18 protein-coding genes and 1 pseudogene are annotated in these 18051 nt (G+C 31.4%); 12 read left to right on the forward strand and 7 right to left on the reverse strand.

The annotated features are described in order from the left end of the window. Positions 1-5: 5 nt before the first annotated feature. From NSQ15_RS01490 to NSQ15_RS01500, 3 genes are all read right to left on the reverse strand, one after another. Positions 6-1007 (reverse strand): amidohydrolase family protein, encoded by a 1002-nt coding sequence (locus NSQ15_RS01490; RefSeq protein ID WP_340746886.1) that lies wholly within the window; start codon positions 1005-1007, stop codon positions 6-8. Between the two features lie 74 nt (positions 1008-1081). After that, on the reverse strand, positions 1082-1786 hold the full coding sequence (locus NSQ15_RS01495; protein ID WP_108000306.1) for an SDR family NAD(P)-dependent oxidoreductase: 705 nt from the start codon (positions 1784-1786) through the stop codon (positions 1082-1084). Next, entirely contained in the window at positions 1779-2342 is a 564-nt protein-coding gene (locus NSQ15_RS01500) for a TetR/AcrR family transcriptional regulator (RefSeq protein WP_017636604.1), read from the reverse strand. The genes NSQ15_RS01495 and NSQ15_RS01500 overlap by 8 nt, the downstream gene beginning before the upstream one ends. Positions 2343-2468: 126 nt before the next feature. On the opposite strand from NSQ15_RS01500, the gene NSQ15_RS01505 reads away from it, so the two are divergent. The 3 genes from NSQ15_RS01505 to NSQ15_RS01515 are packed head-to-tail and all read left to right on the forward strand — an operon-like array spanning position 2469 to position 4031. Further along, complete coding sequence (locus tag NSQ15_RS01505) at positions 2469-2771, forward strand: DUF2316 family protein (protein ID WP_017636603.1); 303 nt, start codon at positions 2469-2471, stop codon at positions 2769-2771. 17 nt (positions 2772-2788) lie between these two features. Beyond that, on the forward strand, positions 2789-3604 hold the full coding sequence (locus NSQ15_RS01510) for an NmrA/HSCARG family protein (RefSeq protein ID WP_154835415.1): 816 nt from the start codon (positions 2789-2791) through the stop codon (positions 3602-3604). A gap of 49 nt (positions 3605-3653) precedes the next feature. Then, positions 3654-4031 carry a VOC family protein gene (locus tag NSQ15_RS01515; RefSeq protein ID WP_119622981.1) on the forward strand — a complete coding sequence of 126 codons (378 nt, stop codon included), beginning with the start codon at positions 3654-3656 and terminating at the stop codon, positions 4029-4031. Between the two features lie 53 nt (positions 4032-4084). Here NSQ15_RS01515 and NSQ15_RS01520 read toward each other — a convergent pair whose 3' ends face one another. The 3 genes and pseudogenes from NSQ15_RS01520 to NSQ15_RS01530 form a co-directional block, all read right to left on the reverse strand. After that, complete coding sequence (locus NSQ15_RS01520; protein ID WP_017636600.1) at positions 4085-4321, reverse strand: DUF896 domain-containing protein; 237 nt, start codon at positions 4319-4321, stop codon at positions 4085-4087. A 12-nt stretch (positions 4322-4333) separates the two neighbouring features. Next, positions 4334-5279: pseudogene (locus NSQ15_RS01525) on the reverse strand (LLM class oxidoreductase). Positions 5280-5510: 231 nt separating this feature from the next. Further along, positions 5511-6077: a TetR/AcrR family transcriptional regulator gene (locus tag NSQ15_RS01530; protein ID WP_017636598.1), complete on the reverse strand. Its 567-nt coding sequence runs from the start codon at positions 6075-6077 to the stop codon at positions 5511-5513. Between the two features lie 202 nt (positions 6078-6279). Here NSQ15_RS01530 and NSQ15_RS01535 point away from each other — a divergent pair, with 202 nt between their 5' ends. Continuing rightward, positions 6280-7653, forward strand: coding sequence for an amino acid permease (locus tag NSQ15_RS01535; RefSeq protein WP_017636597.1), 1374 nt, complete (start codon positions 6280-6282; stop codon positions 7651-7653). Positions 7654-7714: 61 nt separating this feature from the next. On the opposite strand, the gene NSQ15_RS01540 is transcribed toward NSQ15_RS01535, so the two are convergent. Further along, positions 7715-8074, reverse strand: a complete 360-nt coding sequence (locus NSQ15_RS01540; protein WP_017636596.1) for a DUF488 domain-containing protein — start codon at positions 8072-8074, stop codon at positions 7715-7717. Positions 8075-8343: 269 nt separating this feature from the next. Here NSQ15_RS01540 and NSQ15_RS01545 point away from each other — a divergent pair, with 269 nt between their 5' ends. From NSQ15_RS01545 to NSQ15_RS01580, 8 genes are all read left to right on the forward strand, one after another. Further along, positions 8344-9399, forward strand: a complete 1056-nt coding sequence (locus NSQ15_RS01545) for a PTS transporter subunit IIC (RefSeq protein WP_046466984.1) — start codon at positions 8344-8346, stop codon at positions 9397-9399. Positions 9400-9496: 97 nt separating this feature from the next. Next, entirely contained in the window at positions 9497-10921 is a 1425-nt protein-coding gene (locus tag NSQ15_RS01550) for a phosphate--AMP phosphotransferase (protein ID WP_154835410.1), read from the forward strand. A gap of 459 nt (positions 10922-11380) precedes the next feature. Then, a complete protein-coding gene (locus NSQ15_RS01555; RefSeq protein WP_154835408.1) occupies positions 11381-12157 on the forward strand; it encodes a lytic transglycosylase domain-containing protein in 777 nt (258 codons plus the stop codon). Positions 12158-12371: 214 nt separating this feature from the next. Further along, the gene (locus tag NSQ15_RS01560) at positions 12372-12857 is read left to right on the forward strand and encodes a glycosyl-4,4'-diaponeurosporenoate acyltransferase CrtO family protein (RefSeq protein ID WP_017636592.1); all 486 of its coding nucleotides are present in this window, start codon (positions 12372-12374) and stop codon (positions 12855-12857) included. 4 nt (positions 12858-12861) lie between these two features. After that, entirely contained in the window at positions 12862-14364 is a 1503-nt protein-coding gene (locus NSQ15_RS01565) for a phytoene desaturase family protein (protein ID WP_154835404.1), read from the forward strand. Beyond that, a complete protein-coding gene (locus NSQ15_RS01570) occupies positions 14364-15509 on the forward strand; it encodes a glycosyltransferase family 2 protein (RefSeq protein ID WP_108000301.1) in 1146 nt (381 codons plus the stop codon). Before NSQ15_RS01565 ends, NSQ15_RS01570 begins: the two co-directional genes overlap by 1 nt. A 34-nt stretch (positions 15510-15543) precedes the next feature. Next, on the forward strand, positions 15544-16407 hold the full coding sequence (locus tag NSQ15_RS01575) for a phytoene/squalene synthase family protein (protein WP_154835400.1): 864 nt from the start codon (positions 15544-15546) through the stop codon (positions 16405-16407). A 12-nt stretch (positions 16408-16419) separates the two neighbouring features. After that, positions 16420-17925 carry a phytoene desaturase family protein gene (locus NSQ15_RS01580; protein WP_154835398.1) on the forward strand — a complete coding sequence of 502 codons (1506 nt, stop codon included), beginning with the start codon at positions 16420-16422 and terminating at the stop codon, positions 17923-17925. Positions 17926-18051 lie beyond the last annotated feature (126 nt).

Raw genomic sequence — 18051 nt, forward strand, 5'->3', positions numbered from 1 at the left:
GAATATTATTCTAATCCTAATAACTTAGCTCCATTTGTATAACTTACTTTCTCTTTTTCTTCGTCAGTTAAACCTAATTCATCTAAAAATACGCCTAAACGTTCAGGTTCGATATATGGATAGTCAGCAGCATAAAGGATACGGTCGATGCCCATTTCTTTTTTAACTAAATCAAATTGAGGTTTAGTTAACATACCACTTGGTGTTACATAAAAGTTATTTTTGAAATAATGACTAACTGGGTGTTGTAAATGATCTGCAAATAAAGTGTCGTCCATACGTTCTAAGAAGAATGGAACGAATTCTCCCCAGTGTCCAATAATCATATTTAAGTTAGGGTAACGATCGAAAACACCAGATAGTACAAGATGAATAGCATGGATACCTACATCAATATGCCAACCATAACCGAAACAAGCAAATGTTGCAGCAGTTACTTCTGGATAATTACCTTTATAATATGCTTGATATACATCGCTATTAACAGGTGCTGGATGTAAGTAAATTGGTACATTTAAAGCTTCAGCCGTTGCAAAAATGCCATCATATTTGTCTTGATCTAAGAAGCCGTCTTTAGGGCGTCCCATAATAAGTGCACCTTTGAAACCTAATTCATTGATGCAACGTTTAAATTCTTCAACAGCTGCTTCAGGTTCGTTAATAGGTAATGTAGCAAAACCAACAAAACGGTCTGGATATTCTTTAACATATTCAACTAATGTATCATTAGCTTGTTTACAAAGATCGATAGCTCTTTGCCCTTCTAAGTTAGAAGGTGCGCCGTTACCATATGATAAAACTTGCATTTGAACATTTTGTTCATCCATAAATTTGATACGTTTATCATGGTATTTAATTTCATCCGCATCAGTAAAGCCAGATTTTTGTTCTAAACCTTCAAGCATTGTTTTCATTGGTACGCCATTAGGATCAGCAGATGCTGCTTTCATTGTTTCTTTTTGAATCTCATCGATGACATAGTGTTCTTCAAAAGTAATACTTTTCATTATAAAATCCTCCAATAGAATGTATGTTATTTACATCTTTTGTTATAAAGTTTTTAGTTCTAACTTTCAAAAGTTTACCAAGGCATTTTGCCATCAGCATTAATAAATGTGCCAGTTGGTCCATCCGCATCAATTGTTGCTAACTCTACAATTGGTTTAATACCTTCTGTTGCTGGTTTAGCATTGTTACTAAAATCGCCAACTAAGTCAGTATTAGTAGAACCAGGATCTGCAGCATTGATTTGCATATTTGGTAAACCTTTAGCATATTGAACAGTTAACATAGTTACTGCAGATTTAGATGAACAATATGCTAATGAATTAACATGATATTCTTGAGTATTTGGATTAGTGACCATACCAAATGAACCAAGACCACTTGTGACATTAACGACAACTGGTTGTTCAGATTGTTCTAATAATGGTACAAATGTATTCATCATTCTGACAATACCAAAGACATTTGTTTGATAAACTTTGTTCATATCTTCAACTGTAATATCAGCAGGTTTAGCAAATTGACCAGAGATACCTGCATTATTTACTAATACATCTAAACGGCCTTCCTGTTCTTTGATATAATCGAATGCTTTTTTAACTGATGTATCATCAGTGACATCTAATTGAACAAGTTGAGCGCCAATTTGTTGTGCTGCTTCTTGTCCACGGGATTCATCACGTGAACCGATATATACTTTATGACCTTGGTCGATAAGTGATTTAGCTGTTTCAAAGCCTAGTCCTTTATTTCCACCTGTAATTAATGTAATTTTAGCCATTTGTTGCCACCTCGTCTGTAATATATAGTTTGATTAAATAGTCTCTAATTGATTCGTTTGAAAGACCGCGCTTTTCTTTTTGTAATTCAAAAGAATTGGTAGATAAAGATTTAAGTAACATATCTACTTTAAATGTTGTCCATGGTGTACTTGTATTATTGCCAAGAACTTCATAATAAAACTTAAATAATTGTAAATAAATGTCGCTATTGTAAAAGTCATTTTTATCTGTTGTGTCTTCAATACAATGTAATAACTCACTATTATTAGATTTAAATGTTAAAAAGATGTCTAGTGAATCACTGAAAATCAGTTGTTTATCACTGTTCTTGTTTTTAACTTCATACATTTCGTTGATAATGTCAGTAAAGTCATGTGCAATGATAGTTGCACATAATGCACTTTTATCTTTGAAATGACGATACAATGTTCCCATTCCAATATTTAAGTCTTTTGCGATACGATTCATACTTACTTCTTGAACGCCATGTTGGTTAAAGAGTTCAATTGCTTTTTTCTCAATACGCTGTCGATTTTCTAGGGCGTCTTTACGCAAATACATCACCTTCTTAAAATAAGTTTGTTGACAAACGGACAACTATCCGTTTATTATAAAGCCTATCATATAAAAAGACAAATAAAAGAGATGTAGATGTTTTAATAAAAGGGAAGAGTGATGTAGATGTCATTAAATAAAGAACAAAGACAAATTACAGCTAGAGAATTACAAGAGCATTTTGATGAAACGACTTTGAGTTTGAAAAATATAGCAGATGAAATGAATATTTCAATTAATGAGGTATCTCATGTATTACAGATGAAAGCACCAAACAAATTGTTTGGAAATCATTTACATCAATTTATTCATTTAGTATGGGATATAAGAGATTTAATGAATGAAAATATATGGCATATGGGTAAATCACCTAAAGAATACACTTATTTAAAAGGTGAGAAGGAAGATTATTGGTTTTTACAACAGTAATAAAGGAGAGAAAATAAATGAAAAGTATTCTAGTTATTGGAGCTACAGGTAAACAAGGTAATGCAGTTGTAAGACAATTATTAACTGATGGTTGGCATGTACGTGCTTTAACTCGTAATAAACATAATGATAAATTAACTTCTATTGAAAGTGATCAACTTGAAATTTTTGAAGGTGATTTGAGTAATCAACAAAGCTTAGAAGAAGCAATGGAAGAACAATATGGATTATATAGTGTTCAACCAATCATTAAAGATGATATTGAGGAAGAATTAAGACAAGGAAAAATGATTATTAAATTAGCTGAAAAACAACATATTGAGTATGTTGTGTATAGTACAGCAGGCGGTGTTAATAGAGATAGAACAGGACCCCATTTTGAAGCGTTAGCTGAAATAGAAAATGAACTGAAAACATCATCATTAAACTTTTCAATTATTAAACCATCATTCTTTATGGATAACTTCCTTAGAATTGCTAAGAAAGAAGACCAACAAATAACAATACCTGAGTTTATCAATCCAGAAGTTAAATTCGCAATGATTTCTTCACTTGATATTGCGAAAGTTGCAGCTAATTTATTTAAAAAACCAGAACAATATAATCATCAAGCCATCGAAATTGCGTCAGATGAATTAACTTTAAATGAAGTGGTTAAAACATTTGCAACTGTCACTGGTCTACCTACAGAAATTAAAGGTGAATTTGTGAGTGGTACAGCTGAAAGAAGTTGGTTAGAAGATAAAGGATATGTGGTTGATTTTGAATTAATGAATCAAATTAACCCTGATAAACTATCTCTAGCACAGTGGATTGAACATGTACAATTTTAAGTAGAAATATTGTTGCGATTTAAATTAACCAATTAAAGGAGCCGAATTTATGATTAAATCAATGTGGTTTAATTTGCATGTGAAAGATTTGAATAGAAGTGAAGCATTTTACCGAGCTTTAGGTTTTGAAATTAATCATAACCCAGAGATGTTAGATAAAATGGTAGGGATTAAAATAGGCAATACGATTGTTATTTTAATTAAAAATAATCACTTTGAAGCGGTTACTAAAGATACGGTAACTTCTAATGCGAATGAAACAATTATTTCGTTAGGTGTTAATACGAATGAAGAAGTAGACCAACTTATCGAAAGCGTCGAATCAGCAGGAGGTACTATTTTAGAAAAACCTTGTGTTAAGCAAGGTTATTATGGTGCAATGTTTGCTGATCCAGATGGCCATAAATTCAATTTTTTAGTTTGTTAAATAACAAAGGCACTTAGTTTCCATTTGGAGACTGAGTGCCTTTTTAAATTTAGTTATTCATTTTCTTGAATGTTGCCATATTCTTTTCGCAAATCATAAACTTTGTCTGGTGTTACATCTTGACCAAGTGGATCAACGACTTTCATAGTTGAAAATGTATTTAACACTTGTCCTCTGATCATTTTTAAATAATCTTGTCTAAGCGCTTGTTGTTCTTGTTTTTCTTCTACACTCAATGTTTGTACTTTTTCTTTATTTGCTAATTCATTTATTCTGTTTAAAATTTCCATTATTAATTCCTCCTAAATTTGGTGAGTTGGAAAGTAGGGTACTATATACGTTCCAACTTCATTGATGATATCTTTTAGTTGTCTGTCTTTATTGATAAATCGTAATATTATATGGTTTGTACCTATTGTTTCGTATGCTTTTAAAATTTCAATTAACATTTTTCTACCTGTTCGATAGCCGCCTTTAATAGGTTTGACTGTCTCATTAGGATTACTAGATAAATCGACGAACAATATATTTATGAAAGGTTTAAAAATTTCATTATCTTTATGCCATTGTTCTACCAGTTGCTTTTGATCTTGAAAATGTTGAGCATAAAAAAATCCAACCATCCATATTTTGTTTAAGCCATTCTATAGATTGTTTTGAGTATCCAGTACCAAACATTGGAATAGCTTTATGTTTAGGTAAAACCTGTAAACCAGAATCTTCAATTAGTTCAAACATAGCATTTGAAATGTCAGGCGCATTTGATTGCCATAACTGTCGTAGTGATTTAATAGATGTACGATATCGTTCTGCTAGTTCATCTTCATTCACTTTAAAAGCTGGAAATTCAAACGATCGATCACCTGTAGCCATACCTAATAATAGTCTTTCGTGGGATAAAATATCGAGAGATGTAGCTGCCTTAGCTAAATGGAGGGGATGACGTAATGTAGCAACAATACTTGCTGTGCCAAGAGATATTTTGGAAGTATGGGCAGCTAAGTAAGTTAAAAATACAAATGGGTCGTAATTCTCGGTTACGTTACCTAAATATTTGCTATATAACGGATTGTCCCTTACAAATAGGCTTGAGTAATCCAACTCTTCAGCTAATTGAGCTAATTCAACTTGTTCATCGATATTAATTTGTTTCTGTTTTGGCTGATCGAACGGAATAGATAATCCTAAAGTTAAATGCTTATCTTTGAATGTCCGCTTAAATCCCTCGTGATCCTCTATTGTTGTCATATCATACCCTCCAATCTTTTCAGTTTAACAACACATATTATCTATACAACATCTGTTGTTTAAATATAATATATACCTTAATCTAAAAAAGTGCAAACAACATGTTTATAAGATTGTCGTTTAACTAACATATTTTAAAATGTGTTGCTAAAAATAAAAAATCTATTCATAAATTAACGTTTTAGAACGATTTTTATGAATAGATATATAAGTGAATTTTGAATAAGAAAATTATAAATGCGCAACATGGTGAATAAGAAATGGAAGATTTTTCTCTATAAATACTTTAGCAGTTTGTTGACTTGTATTAAGCCAGTGTTTACATAAGCCACATAGACCAGCCGATAAGAAACTAGCACTGTTGACGAGGATGTCTCGTTCATGATTAGGGTAACTATTTTCTAACATAATCGTGAATATATCTTCTAATTCTTCATTAATACGTTGATGTGCTTGGTTACAAAATACGTCTTGATTTAACTTGCAAAAATTTTGAACATCTACCATATAATCACAGATAGTCATAAATAATTGTGAAAGCACTTGTTCATTTATAAAATCTGAAACCTTCAATGTATCGTTTAAATCTTTAAGAATGGTTACTGATAGTGAATAATCCAAAATATCATATTTATCAGTGAAATGGGCATAGAAAGTAGCTCTATTCACTGTTGCTTCGTCAGTAATATTTTTCACGGTTAATTGTGAGAATTGTTTTTTTCGGGATACGGTTTGAAATGCTTCAACTAATAGTTTTTTAGTACGTAAAACTCGTGGATCTATTTTAGTCGTATTCATCTTTTTACCTACCTAACATGTGTTGTCAATCTTTATTAAATTATCTTGCTTAACTATTGAGATGTCAAAGTATTAATCTAAATCATATTAAATAGTTGATTGTAATTTGAAAATGAGGGTATGTGTAACTTTATAGTAGAAATGAAAGTTTATATTACACAAAAAATTATAGTTAAGCAATGACCGGAATGGGGAGACAATAATGGCGGATAAATTGCAACGTGAGTTAAGTAATAGACATATTCAATTGATTGCTATTGGTGGTGCAATTGGAACAGGTTTATTTTTAGGAGCAGGTGAATCTATTCATTTGGCTGGTCCTTCAATTTTACTTACATATATTATAGTAGGTTTTGTATTATTTATGTTTATGCGTGCAATGGGAGAAATGTTATTATCTAATCTTGGTTTTAAATCATTTGCGGATATCGCCCATAAACATATAGGTCCATTGGCAGGATTTATTGTAGGTTGGACATATTGGTTAACATGGATTATTTCTGGTATGGCCGAAATTACAGCTGTAGCTAAATACGTAGATTACTGGTACCCGGCTATGCCGAACTGGTTAACGGCGTTATTTACATTACTAGTTCTCATGTCTTTAAATTTATTCAGCGCTAAATTATTTGGAGAATTGGAATTTTGGTTTGCTATTATTAAAGTTTTAACAATTTTAGCATTAATAATAGTAGGAATTGTTATGGTCATTTTTGCAATGAAGACGCCATACGGAACAGCTAGTGTATCTAATATTTGGAGTCATGGTGGTATATTCCCTCATGGTGCATCTGGCTTTTTCATGTCATTTCAAATGGCAATCTTTTCATTTATAGGTATTGAATTAATAGGAATCACAGCAGGTGAAACTAAGAATCCTCATAAAACAATTCCTCAAGCAATCAATAATGTACCTTATCGAATTTTGATTTTTTATATTGGTTCTTTAGCAGTTATTATGGCTGCGGTACCTTGGAATCAACTTAGTCCGTCAGATAGTCCGTATGTTAAATTATTTGGGTTAGTTGGTATTCCTTTTGCGGCAGGACTTATCAACTTTGTAGTATTAACTGCAGCAGCTTCAGCTTGTAATAGTGGCGTGTTTGCCAATAGTAGAACAATGTTTGGATTATCTCAACGTAAACAAGCACCTCCTATATTAGGAAAAACAAATAGAAATGGTGTGCCTTATTATGCGATTTTAGTAACATGTGGATTGTTAAGTATTTCTGTTGTACTTAATGCCATCTTTAAAGATGCAACGAAAGTATTTGTATATATTACAACAGTTTCTACAGTATTAAATATCGTAATTTGGTCTATTATTATGATTGCTTATATCGGTTATTTAAAACAAAATCCAGAGTTACATAAACAAAGTCAATACAAATTACCAGGCGGTAAGTGGATGGCTTATGGTATTGTTACATTCTTTGCATTTATATTTATTATTTTATTAATTAACAATAGTACAAGAATAGCAGTTATTATTGCCCCATTTTGGATGGGAATATTAGGTTTAATGTATTTGAGATATAAGAAAGAATCTAGAAAAGCAGAAATTGTAGATGAATAATTAAAACAAAAGCATTTAATGAGTTAATGAAAGGTAAACTCATTAAATGCTTTTTATTGATTTAGTTATTTTTTAGAAGTTTCATTAATACTTTAGCGTGATTATATTGAGTATCCTTTGCGGCATATAATAAAATAACATCTTCCTTACTTGATGCCACAAAGTCTTTAAGATATTCAAAAGCTTCTTGTTGTTCGCTATTTTCACGTAATTCTTTAGCATACTTTTCTGAAAACGCAGCATATAATTTAGGTTCATGATTAAACCATTTTCTTAATTCAGTAGTAGGGGCTACTTTTTTTAACCATTCGTCTAATTGTGCATCTTCTTTAGAAATACCTCTTGGCCAAACACGATCAACTAACACACGCTTACCTTTAGCAATTTGTTTATCATAGATGCGTTGACATTTAACAGTCATCGTATACATCTCCTCTTTTATTTGTATCTTTAGCATAACAATCATAATGGCATAAAGATGTTAAAAAATGATGAAAATTTAAAATAATTATCTGAAAATTCCAAAAAATATGGTATAATACTAGTTATAGTCTTAATTGGCCCAACTTTACACAACAAATGATTGCATCAACGAATACCAACACACCTTAGATTTCATCATGTGTATAGTTAGTTCAATTAAGGCTATTTGTCTTTTTTTATTGTAATAGATTATTGGAGGCGCTAGAAATGACAACATTGAGTAAAATAAGACCAAAAGATTTTATATTTAGAGTGCTATCTGGGGTAGCAGTAGGTATTGTAGCAGGTTTAGTGCCTAATGCGATATTGGGAGAAATATTTAAATATTTGATGCAATATCATCCTATTTTTAAAACGTTACTAGGTGTTGTTCAAGCAATTCAATTTACAGTACCAGCACTAGTAGGAGCGTTAATCGCTTTAAAATTTAATTTGACACCATTAGCTATGGCAGTAGTAGCAAGTGCTTCTTATGTTGGAAGTGGTGCTGCCCAATTTAAGAATGGTACATGGGTGATTGCTGGAATAGGAGATTTGATTAATACAATGATTACTGCATCTATTGCGGTATTGTTGATTTTGTTAATAGAGCACCGTGTAGGTAGTATGGCTTTAATTGTATATCCAACAGTTGTCGGAGGCATTGCCGCAACAATAGGTGTATTGATTCTACCTTATGTACATTTGATTACAACGGGGATAGGAAATATGGTAAACAGTTTTACAGAATTACAGCCTGTATTAATGAGTATGTTAATTTCAATGGTATTTAGTTTCATTATCATATCGCCGCTATCAACAGTAGCGATTGCCATAGCGATTGGTATTTCGGGTATAGCGGCTGGTTCCGCATCTATTGGTATAGCAGCTACAGAAGCGGTATTACTAATTGGAACTAGCCAAGTCAATCGAGCGGGTGTGCCAATGTCTATTTTCTTTGGCGGTGTGAAAATGATGATGCCTAACATGGTGCGTTATCCGATTATTATGCTACCAATATTAATTACAGCCGCAGTTTCAGGGATTACTTCAGGAATTGTAGGTATAGCAGGTACAAAAGAATCAGCAGGATTTGGATTTATAGGGATGGTAGGACCTATTAATGCATTTAAATTTATGGGTGTTGATTCTGCTTGGTTGAGTTTATTACTTATCGTTGTTGCCTTCTTTATCGTTCCCTTTTTTATAGCATGGATTTTAGATATTCTATTTAGAAAGGTATTTAAAATTTATAGTAATGAAATATTTAAATTTTTAGCATAATAAGTAAAAAACAGGTTTCTTTCATTTAATAGTAAAGGACCTGTTTTTATTATGCTATACTTTATAAAATTTCATTTTTAACCAAAGGGTGGGTATTATGAATAAAAAAATAGAAGAATTAAAATTGAAAGCAGCAAGTCTGACTCGCCAAACTCATGAATTAGGCATTCCAATTATGATTTTATTTGAAGGTATGCCGGCGTCAGGGAAGACACGTTTATCTAACGAACTATTACTGACTTTTGATGCAAAATACACACAATTCATCTCTACTAAGTCACCACAATATGAAGATTTAAGATATCAATTTTTACAAAAATATTGGAACACATTACCTCAAAAAGGACACATTAACATATATTTTAGAAGTTGGTATTCTCATTTCTTAGATTATAAAGAAAACGGTATTAAACAAGCATATTATAAAAAAAGTGAGAAACTAGTTAATCAAATCAAAAGTTTTGAAACAATGCTACAAAATGACAATTATGAATTAATTAAGTTTTATATTGAAGTGAGCGAAGAAAAACGACAAGAACATATTCAACAAACTAAAGACAATCCATTAATGAAATGGAAAGTTCAAGAATATGAACAGGTCATCCCTAATGAAACGTATTTAGCAGAAATGAGAAAGTTCACACATAAAGATAACCAATGGGAAGTCATTGATTATACACAACGTGAAGTCGCATTTGAAAAAATGTACAAACATATAATAGAAAGATTAGAAAACGCGATTAAGAAATCAAAACGACAGAAAGCTAATAAAGATGGTGCATTTAGCAAAGATTTTTCGACTAATATGTTTGATGTTAAATTCGAGAAAATTTCTAAAAAAGAATATAAAGAAATGATTGAACCTTTACAAAAACGTATGAGAGAAATTCAATTTGCATTATATGAAAGAAAGATTCCACTTATTTTAACTTTCGAAGGAATGGATGCAGCTGGTAAAGGTGGTAATATTAAGCGAATTCGAGAAAAGTTAGATCCTACAGGTTATGAAGTAAATGGTATCAGTGCACCAACCGATGTTGAATTAGCTCATCATTACTTATGGCGCTTTGCTAAAGAAATGCCTAAAACAGGTCACCTTGAAATATTCGATCGCAGTTGGTACGGCAGAGTGTTGGTAGAAAGAGTAGAGGGGTTTGCCGATAAAGAAGAATGGAAACGAGCTTATCATGAAATTAATGAATTTGAAAAAATGTGGACAGATGAAGGTGCGATTCTTTTAAAATTTTTCTTGTGTTTAGATAAAGATGAACAACTTAAGCGATTTAAGGATAGAGAGCAAGATCCAAATAAACAATGGAAAATAACGGATGAAGATTGGCGTAATCGTGATAAATGGGATTTATATTTAGAAGCAAGTCATGACATGATTAAATATACTGATACTAATTACGCACCTTGGTTCATTGTGCCTGCTGATCATAAGAAGACTGCAAGAGTTGAAGTATTGAAATATATTATTAGACAATGTGAAAAAGTATTATGGGGCGTTAAAGACTATTAAACTAATTCGGATTACAAAATAAATATAGTTTGTGTTTAGATGAAATGATTCAAATTAATGATAAAGTTTGGATATTTCATCTATTTTTATGTTAAAACTAACCATTTTAAATTTTTAGAACTATTACAGTTATGTAACTAAAATGCAATCTGTAATATTACGGCAAATGTAAAAGTTGAGCAAAACTCTTAAAAATCTAATGTAATATAAGGGTTTGTGATGAAATTTTAAACTAAAAAGTTTAAGTCTTTATATTACAAGGACGACATTTATATTTCAAAGTTACAAAACGAGGTTTAGTTTGTAATTTTTTGTAAGGAACGTGTAATATACAAAGCCGATTTTTATGGTATAGTGAATACCGTCGAAAGTTAAACAAAAACATTTTCAATATTGCACAACGAATTTAATACAAGAAAACATATAAAAACAAAAAACTTTTTGGAGGATTTTTCAATTATGAAGAAGACATTTATCGCATCAACATTAGCATTAACTTTAGGAGCAGCAGGTTACGCAGTATCAGGTCACGAAGCACACGCTTCAGAAACTACTAACGTAGATCAAGCACATTTAATCGACTTAGCTCATAACCACCCAGAACAATTAAACGCTCAACCAGTTCAAGCTGGCGCTTACGACATTCACTTTGTAAGTGGTGGATTCGAATATAACTTCACTTCAGACGGTACAAACTTCTCTTGGAACTACCAAGAAGTTGGTTCAAACGCTTCAACAACTCAAGCATCAGCTCAAACATCAAATACTGCAGCTCAATCAGCTGACTACACAACTTCTTATAACCAAGAAGCTAGTACTCAATCAGTAAGCTCTAACCAACAATCAAGCAACACTAACGTAAAAGCTGTTTCAGCTCCAACTACTTCTTCAAACAGTAGTTCAAGCCATAACTACAGCACTAAAACAACTTCATACTCAGCACCATCAACTTCAAGTGCTTCAACTTCAAGTGCTTCAACTGGTGGATCAACTAAAGCTCAATTCTTAGCTAATGGTGGTACTGAAGCTGCATGGAACGCTATCGTTATGCCTGAATCAGGTGGTAACCCTAACGCAGTTAACCCAGCTGGATACAGAGGTTTAGGTCAAACTAAAGAATCTTGGGGTTCAGGATCAGTAGCTAGCCAAACTAAAGGTATGCTTAACTATGCTAATAGCCGTTACGGTTCATTAAGCAGTGCAATTGCTTTCCGTCAAAGCCACGGATGGTGGTAGGATTCAGTTTATAACTGGAAAGAACTTCGAGTTATAAATGATTGAGAGGATGACTATGTCATCCTCTTTTTTTATTTAGCTTATTAATTTTTTACAAAGTTTAATTAAAAATTTTAATTCATTTGGTGTTTAGAGTTTAAATAATGATAATGAGGGAACATGTTCTAAAACGTATGTTAATAGGTGATAAAATAGTGAAGGTGTTGTGATGTGTTTGAAAATTATTAAAAAGACCTTGAAATTAACTGTTTTACATAGTTTGTATTGGTTTTCGATTCAAATGACATTAGCACACTTTGGAACTAAAATACCTAATTCATTTTTTGAAAAAAATGGGCATATATTTCGTATATACTCTTGGGAAAATAATGGTAAATTTTGGAATAGAATTTTAAAAGTAAACCAATGGAAGTACTTGATACCTGAAGGAAGTAAATTAAATTCTCATATATATAATAAGAATTCAATAGAAGATTTAAATATTGAAACATTAAAACAACTTGATATTGAAATGAAAAGAGCAGAATTGATTCATTGGTTGTCTATAATACCAGTTATTATATTTGTGAAATCTTCTAGATACATACAAATAATCAATTTAATCTATGTATTATTTAGTCATATTCCTGTGATCTTAGTACAAAGATATAATCGTCCAAGATTAGAAAAGTTAATTCGTTTAATTTATAAAAGAGGTTAAATACATGACTGAAAATACTAAAGTGGTTGTTATTGGTGGTGGATTAGGTGGTATATCTGCTGCAATTAGAATGGCACAAAGTGGCTATGAAGTATCATTATTCGAACAAAATGAACATATAGGAGGTAAAGTCAATCGCCTTGAAACGAAAGGGTTTGGTTTTGATTTAGGACCTTCTATATTAACTATGCCTCAAATTTTTGAACGTTTATTCGAATATAGTAATAAACATATGAAAGATTATGTAACAATTGAAAGATTACCATTACAATGGCGAAGTTTCTTTACAGATGGTACATATATAGATTTATATGAAGGAATAGAACAAACATTTTCAAATAATGACCAACTATCTTTGACTGATAAAGAAGAGTTACAAAATTATTTAGAGTATACACGACGTATACAGCGAATTACAGAAAAAGGCTATTTTAATAAAGGGTTAGACAAATTAAAAGATATTATAAAATATCATGGGCCTTTACGTTCTTTAAAAGAGTTTGATTATTTTTCTACTATGCAACAAGCAATAAATCAACGTGTTAGTAATCCTAAATTAAGAGATATGTTAGGTTACTTTATCAAATATGTAGGTTCATCTTCTTATCATGCACCAGCAGTATTATCAATGCTATTTAATATGCAACAAGAACAAGGTCTATGGTATGTTCAGGGCGGTATACATCGACTCGCTCAAGCATTGGAACAACTTGCTATAGAAGAAGGGGTTCAAATTCACACTAGTGTAACTGTTAAAAATATAAAAACCTATCATGACGACGTAGTAGGAGTTAGATTAGCAGATGGTAGATTTTTTGAAGCTGACTATATTATCTCTAATATGGAAGTTATTCCTACATATCGAGAATTATTACATTTTAACCAAAAACGTATTGATAAATTAGAAGGCGTATACGAACCGGCTAGTTCTGGATTTGTAATGCATTTGGGTGTCAGTAAATCTTATCCTCAGCTACGACATCATAATTTTTTCTTTTCCAGTAATTCAAAAAGAAATTATGAAGAAGTATTTGATCAAAAAATATTACCTCAAGACCCAACTATTTATTTAGTAAATACGAATAAAACTGACTCAACTCAAGCACCTAATGGTTATGAAAATATAAAAGTTTTACCACATATCCCATATATTCAAGATAAACCTTTTAAAAAAGAAGAGTATCAAATATTTAGAAACATCGTATTAGATAAATTAGAACGTATGGGACTAACTGATTTAAGACAGCATATTATATATGAAGATTATTGGTTACCTGAAGATATTGAGAAACATTACCGTTCTAATAGAGGAGCAATATATGGTGTTGTAGCAGATAAAAAGAAAAATAAAGGTTTCAAATTCCCTAAATGTAGCCAATATTTTAATAACTTGTACTTTGTTGGTGGTTCCGTCAACCCAGGAGGCGGTATGCCTATGGTTACTTTAAGCGGACAACAAGTAGCAGATATGATTAATCTGCGCGAAGGAACTAAAGGAGAAAAATAGTGAGAATGATTCAATATATTATTACTGTTTTTACAACGTTATCAATAGTGTGTGGTCATTTTATATATAATCATAGAAATAGATTGAACCATCAGAAAACAAATAATAGCCATGATTTGAAAGAAATAAATGGGAGTAATCCAATCATAACTATTATTATTCCTGCTAGAAACGAAGCTCATAGATTACCACAATTACTGGAATCCTTATTAACGCAAACTGGAAATTTTAAAGTGATTGTCATGGATGATGGTTCTACAGATGACACAGTCAACGTTGCAAAAGCATATCAAGTTGAGGTTCATCAAGTTCAATATTCCATTGAAGATAAATGGCGTGGTAAATCACGTGTATGTTATGAAGGAATGAAGTATTGTAATAGTAAATTAGTAATGTTTGTGGATGCAGATGTAGTATTTGAAAATAACGAAGTCATTGAGAAACTTATTCATACTTATCATCATCAAGACGATAAAGGGTTACTAAGTGTTCAACCTTATCATAAAACACGTAACACCTATGAAAATTTATCAGCAATTTTTAATTTAATGACTGTAGTAGGTATGAATCACTTCTCATCTTTAAAGAAACAGAAGGACAATAATATAGCATTTGGGCCAATATTGTTAACTAACATAGATGACTATTTAGCTACTAATGGGCATCTGAATGCAGAACACAGTATTATTGAAGGCTTTGCACTTGGCCAAGCTTATCAACAACTCAATTTACCTGTCACACTTTATGAAGGAAAAGGCAACATTCATTTTAGAATGTACGAAGAGGGGTTGAATGCATTAGTTAAAGGTTGGACCAAGCATTTATCTGTAGGTGCTAATCAGACAGAGTCACGCATAATGTTTGCTATAATGATTTGGCTATTTGGTTCTATAATGACTAGTTTAGGAATAATATTTAGTTGTATTTATAAACCTATTTCAAAATTTAAAATGTTAACACTATACTTTATCTATACAATTCAGTTTATTCAATTGCATCGACGTGTTGGTAATTTTTCTAGGATATTGTTATGTTTACATCCATTACTATTTTTATTTTTCTGTAGTATTTTTGGGAAATCATTGTGGCATACATATATTTTGAAAAAGGTTGAATGGAAAGGTAGACACTTTGACATTCATTAAAGTGAAAAGTATTAAAGCAACAGGAGGTCAAATAATGACAACAATTAATGAAAGTTATAAATATTGCCATCAAATTATGAAAAAGTATTCTAAAAGTTTTTCTTATGCGTTTGATTTATTACCTGAACATGAGAGGCGTGCGATATGGGCAGTATATGCAGTATGCCGGATTATAGATGATAGTATCGATGAAGAACAAGACCCTGAAAAGTTACAAGCTATTAAAGAAGATATTCAATTAATTGAGGCACAAGAAGTTCAGTCAATTGATCAATTCAAAAGTGATGAGCGTATTATGTTAGCTTTTTTAGATGCGTCAAAACAATACAAAATGGAATATCAATCACTATATAATCTTATTCATGCTGTATCAGAAGATGAAGATTTTGAAATGTTTAAAGAAGATAAAGATTTGATGGACTATTGTTATGGTGTAGCTGGCACAGTAGGTGAAATATTGACACCTATTTTGACTGAACATCCCGATGAAGAAACTTATGAAGTATCGAGACAATTAGGAGAAGCTTTACAATTAACTAATATTTTACGTGATGTTGGTGAAGATTTTGAAAAAGGTAGAATTTACTTTAGTCAATCAATGATTCATCAATTTGATGTAGATATAAAACATGTCTTCCATAATCAACCTACACAAAATTATATTCAATTATGGGAACATTACGCTCAAATTGCAGAAAAAGATTATCAATATACTTTAGATCATTTGGAAGTATATAAACCTGAAGCAAGACCAATTATAGAATTAGCAGCACTCATTTATAAAGGGATTATTGATGAAGCACGACAGCACGATTATTCATTACATCGTCGAGTTTATGTTTCTAGAATTAAAAAATTAAAAATATATAGACAGATTAAAAATAAATATCAAGAATAGGATGAATGCGAATTGAATATCGCTGTAATAGGTGCAGGTGTAACTGGATTAGCCTCGGCAGCTCGACTAGCCGCAAAAGGACATCAAGTCACACTATTTGAAAAGAATAATAAAATTGGTGGACGAATGAATCAATTTACGAAAGATGGTTTTACCTTTGATATGGGTCCCACTATTGTAATGGTGCCTGAAGTATACAAAGCAGTGTTTGAGGATTGCGGACAGCGTTTTGAAGATTACGTTGAAATGGAACAATTACGATACATTTATGACGTCTACTTTGATAAAGATGACAAAGTACGTGTACCTACTGATTTAGCTGAATTACATGAAACGTTAGAACAGATTGAACCAGGAACAACACACGGATTTATGAAATTCTTAACTGATATTTATAAACGATATGAGGTTGCGAGAAAATACTTTTTAGAACGTACATACAGAAAACCATCTGACTTTTATAATATGACATCATTGATTCAAGGATATAAATTAAAAACATTGAATCATGCTGACAACCTAATTGGTCAATATGTAGATAATGAAAAAATTCAAAAATTACTAGCCTTTCAAATGTTATATATAGGAATAGATCCTAAACGAGGTCCATCATTATACTCTATCATACCGATGATTGAAATGATGTTTGGTGTTCATTTCATTAAAGGTGGAATGTACGGCATGGTTAAAGGATTACAAAAGTTAAACGAAGATTTAGGTGTCGATATTCAATGTAATGCAGATATTGAAGAAATTATTATAGATCCTAAATATAAGACAGCAGATGGTGTCAAAGTAAATGGTTTGGTCCAGCGTTTTGACAAAGTATTATGTACAGCTGACTTTCCTTATGCAGCACAAGAATTAATGCCTAAACATGCACCTATTAAAAAATATCCACCTCAAAAGATAGACAAATTGGATTACTCTTGCTCTGCTTTTCTAATGTATATTGGAATAGATAAAGATATTACAGAAGATGTGTTATTGCATAATGTCATATTTTCAAATCATTTCAGACAAAATATTGAAGAGATTTTTGGCGGTGATATATCAAAAGATCCTTCATTATATTTATATGTACCAAAAATAGGAGATCAATCATTAGCACCAGAAGGTCAAACAGGGCTATACGTTCTTATGCCAACGCCAGAACTTAAAACAGGACAATTAGAGTGGGATAACGAAAATTTTATAAATGAAGTTAAAGATATTATTTATCGTAAACTGGAAACGATTCCTACATTAGAATGTATTAAGGAACACGTCATATCAGAAACGATTTTTACTCCAGAAGATTTTGAAAGTAAATTTAATGCTAAATTCGGTACTGCATTCGGTTTAATGCCGACATTATCACAGAGTAATTACTTTAGACCACCTAATGTTTCTAAAGACTATCAAGATTTATACTTTGCAGGTGCAAGTACCCATCCGGGAGCAGGCGTACCTATCGTATTAACTAGTGCTAAAATTACAGTTGATGAAATACTTAAAGATATAGATAATCAGATTTAAATTAAAAGTTAGCGGAGTGTAATAACTCTGTTAGCTTTTTTTGATTAAATCATCTAAAAATTTAGAATATTGACAATATTTTAACGGTTGATAAAATGAATGTACTAATAGATGATTATAAAAATA

The sequence above is a fragment of the Staphylococcus sp. FSL W8-0774 genome, from assembly GCF_038006785.1.
GTDB classification, from domain to species: Bacteria; Bacillota; Bacilli; order Staphylococcales; family Staphylococcaceae; genus Staphylococcus; species Staphylococcus pasteuri.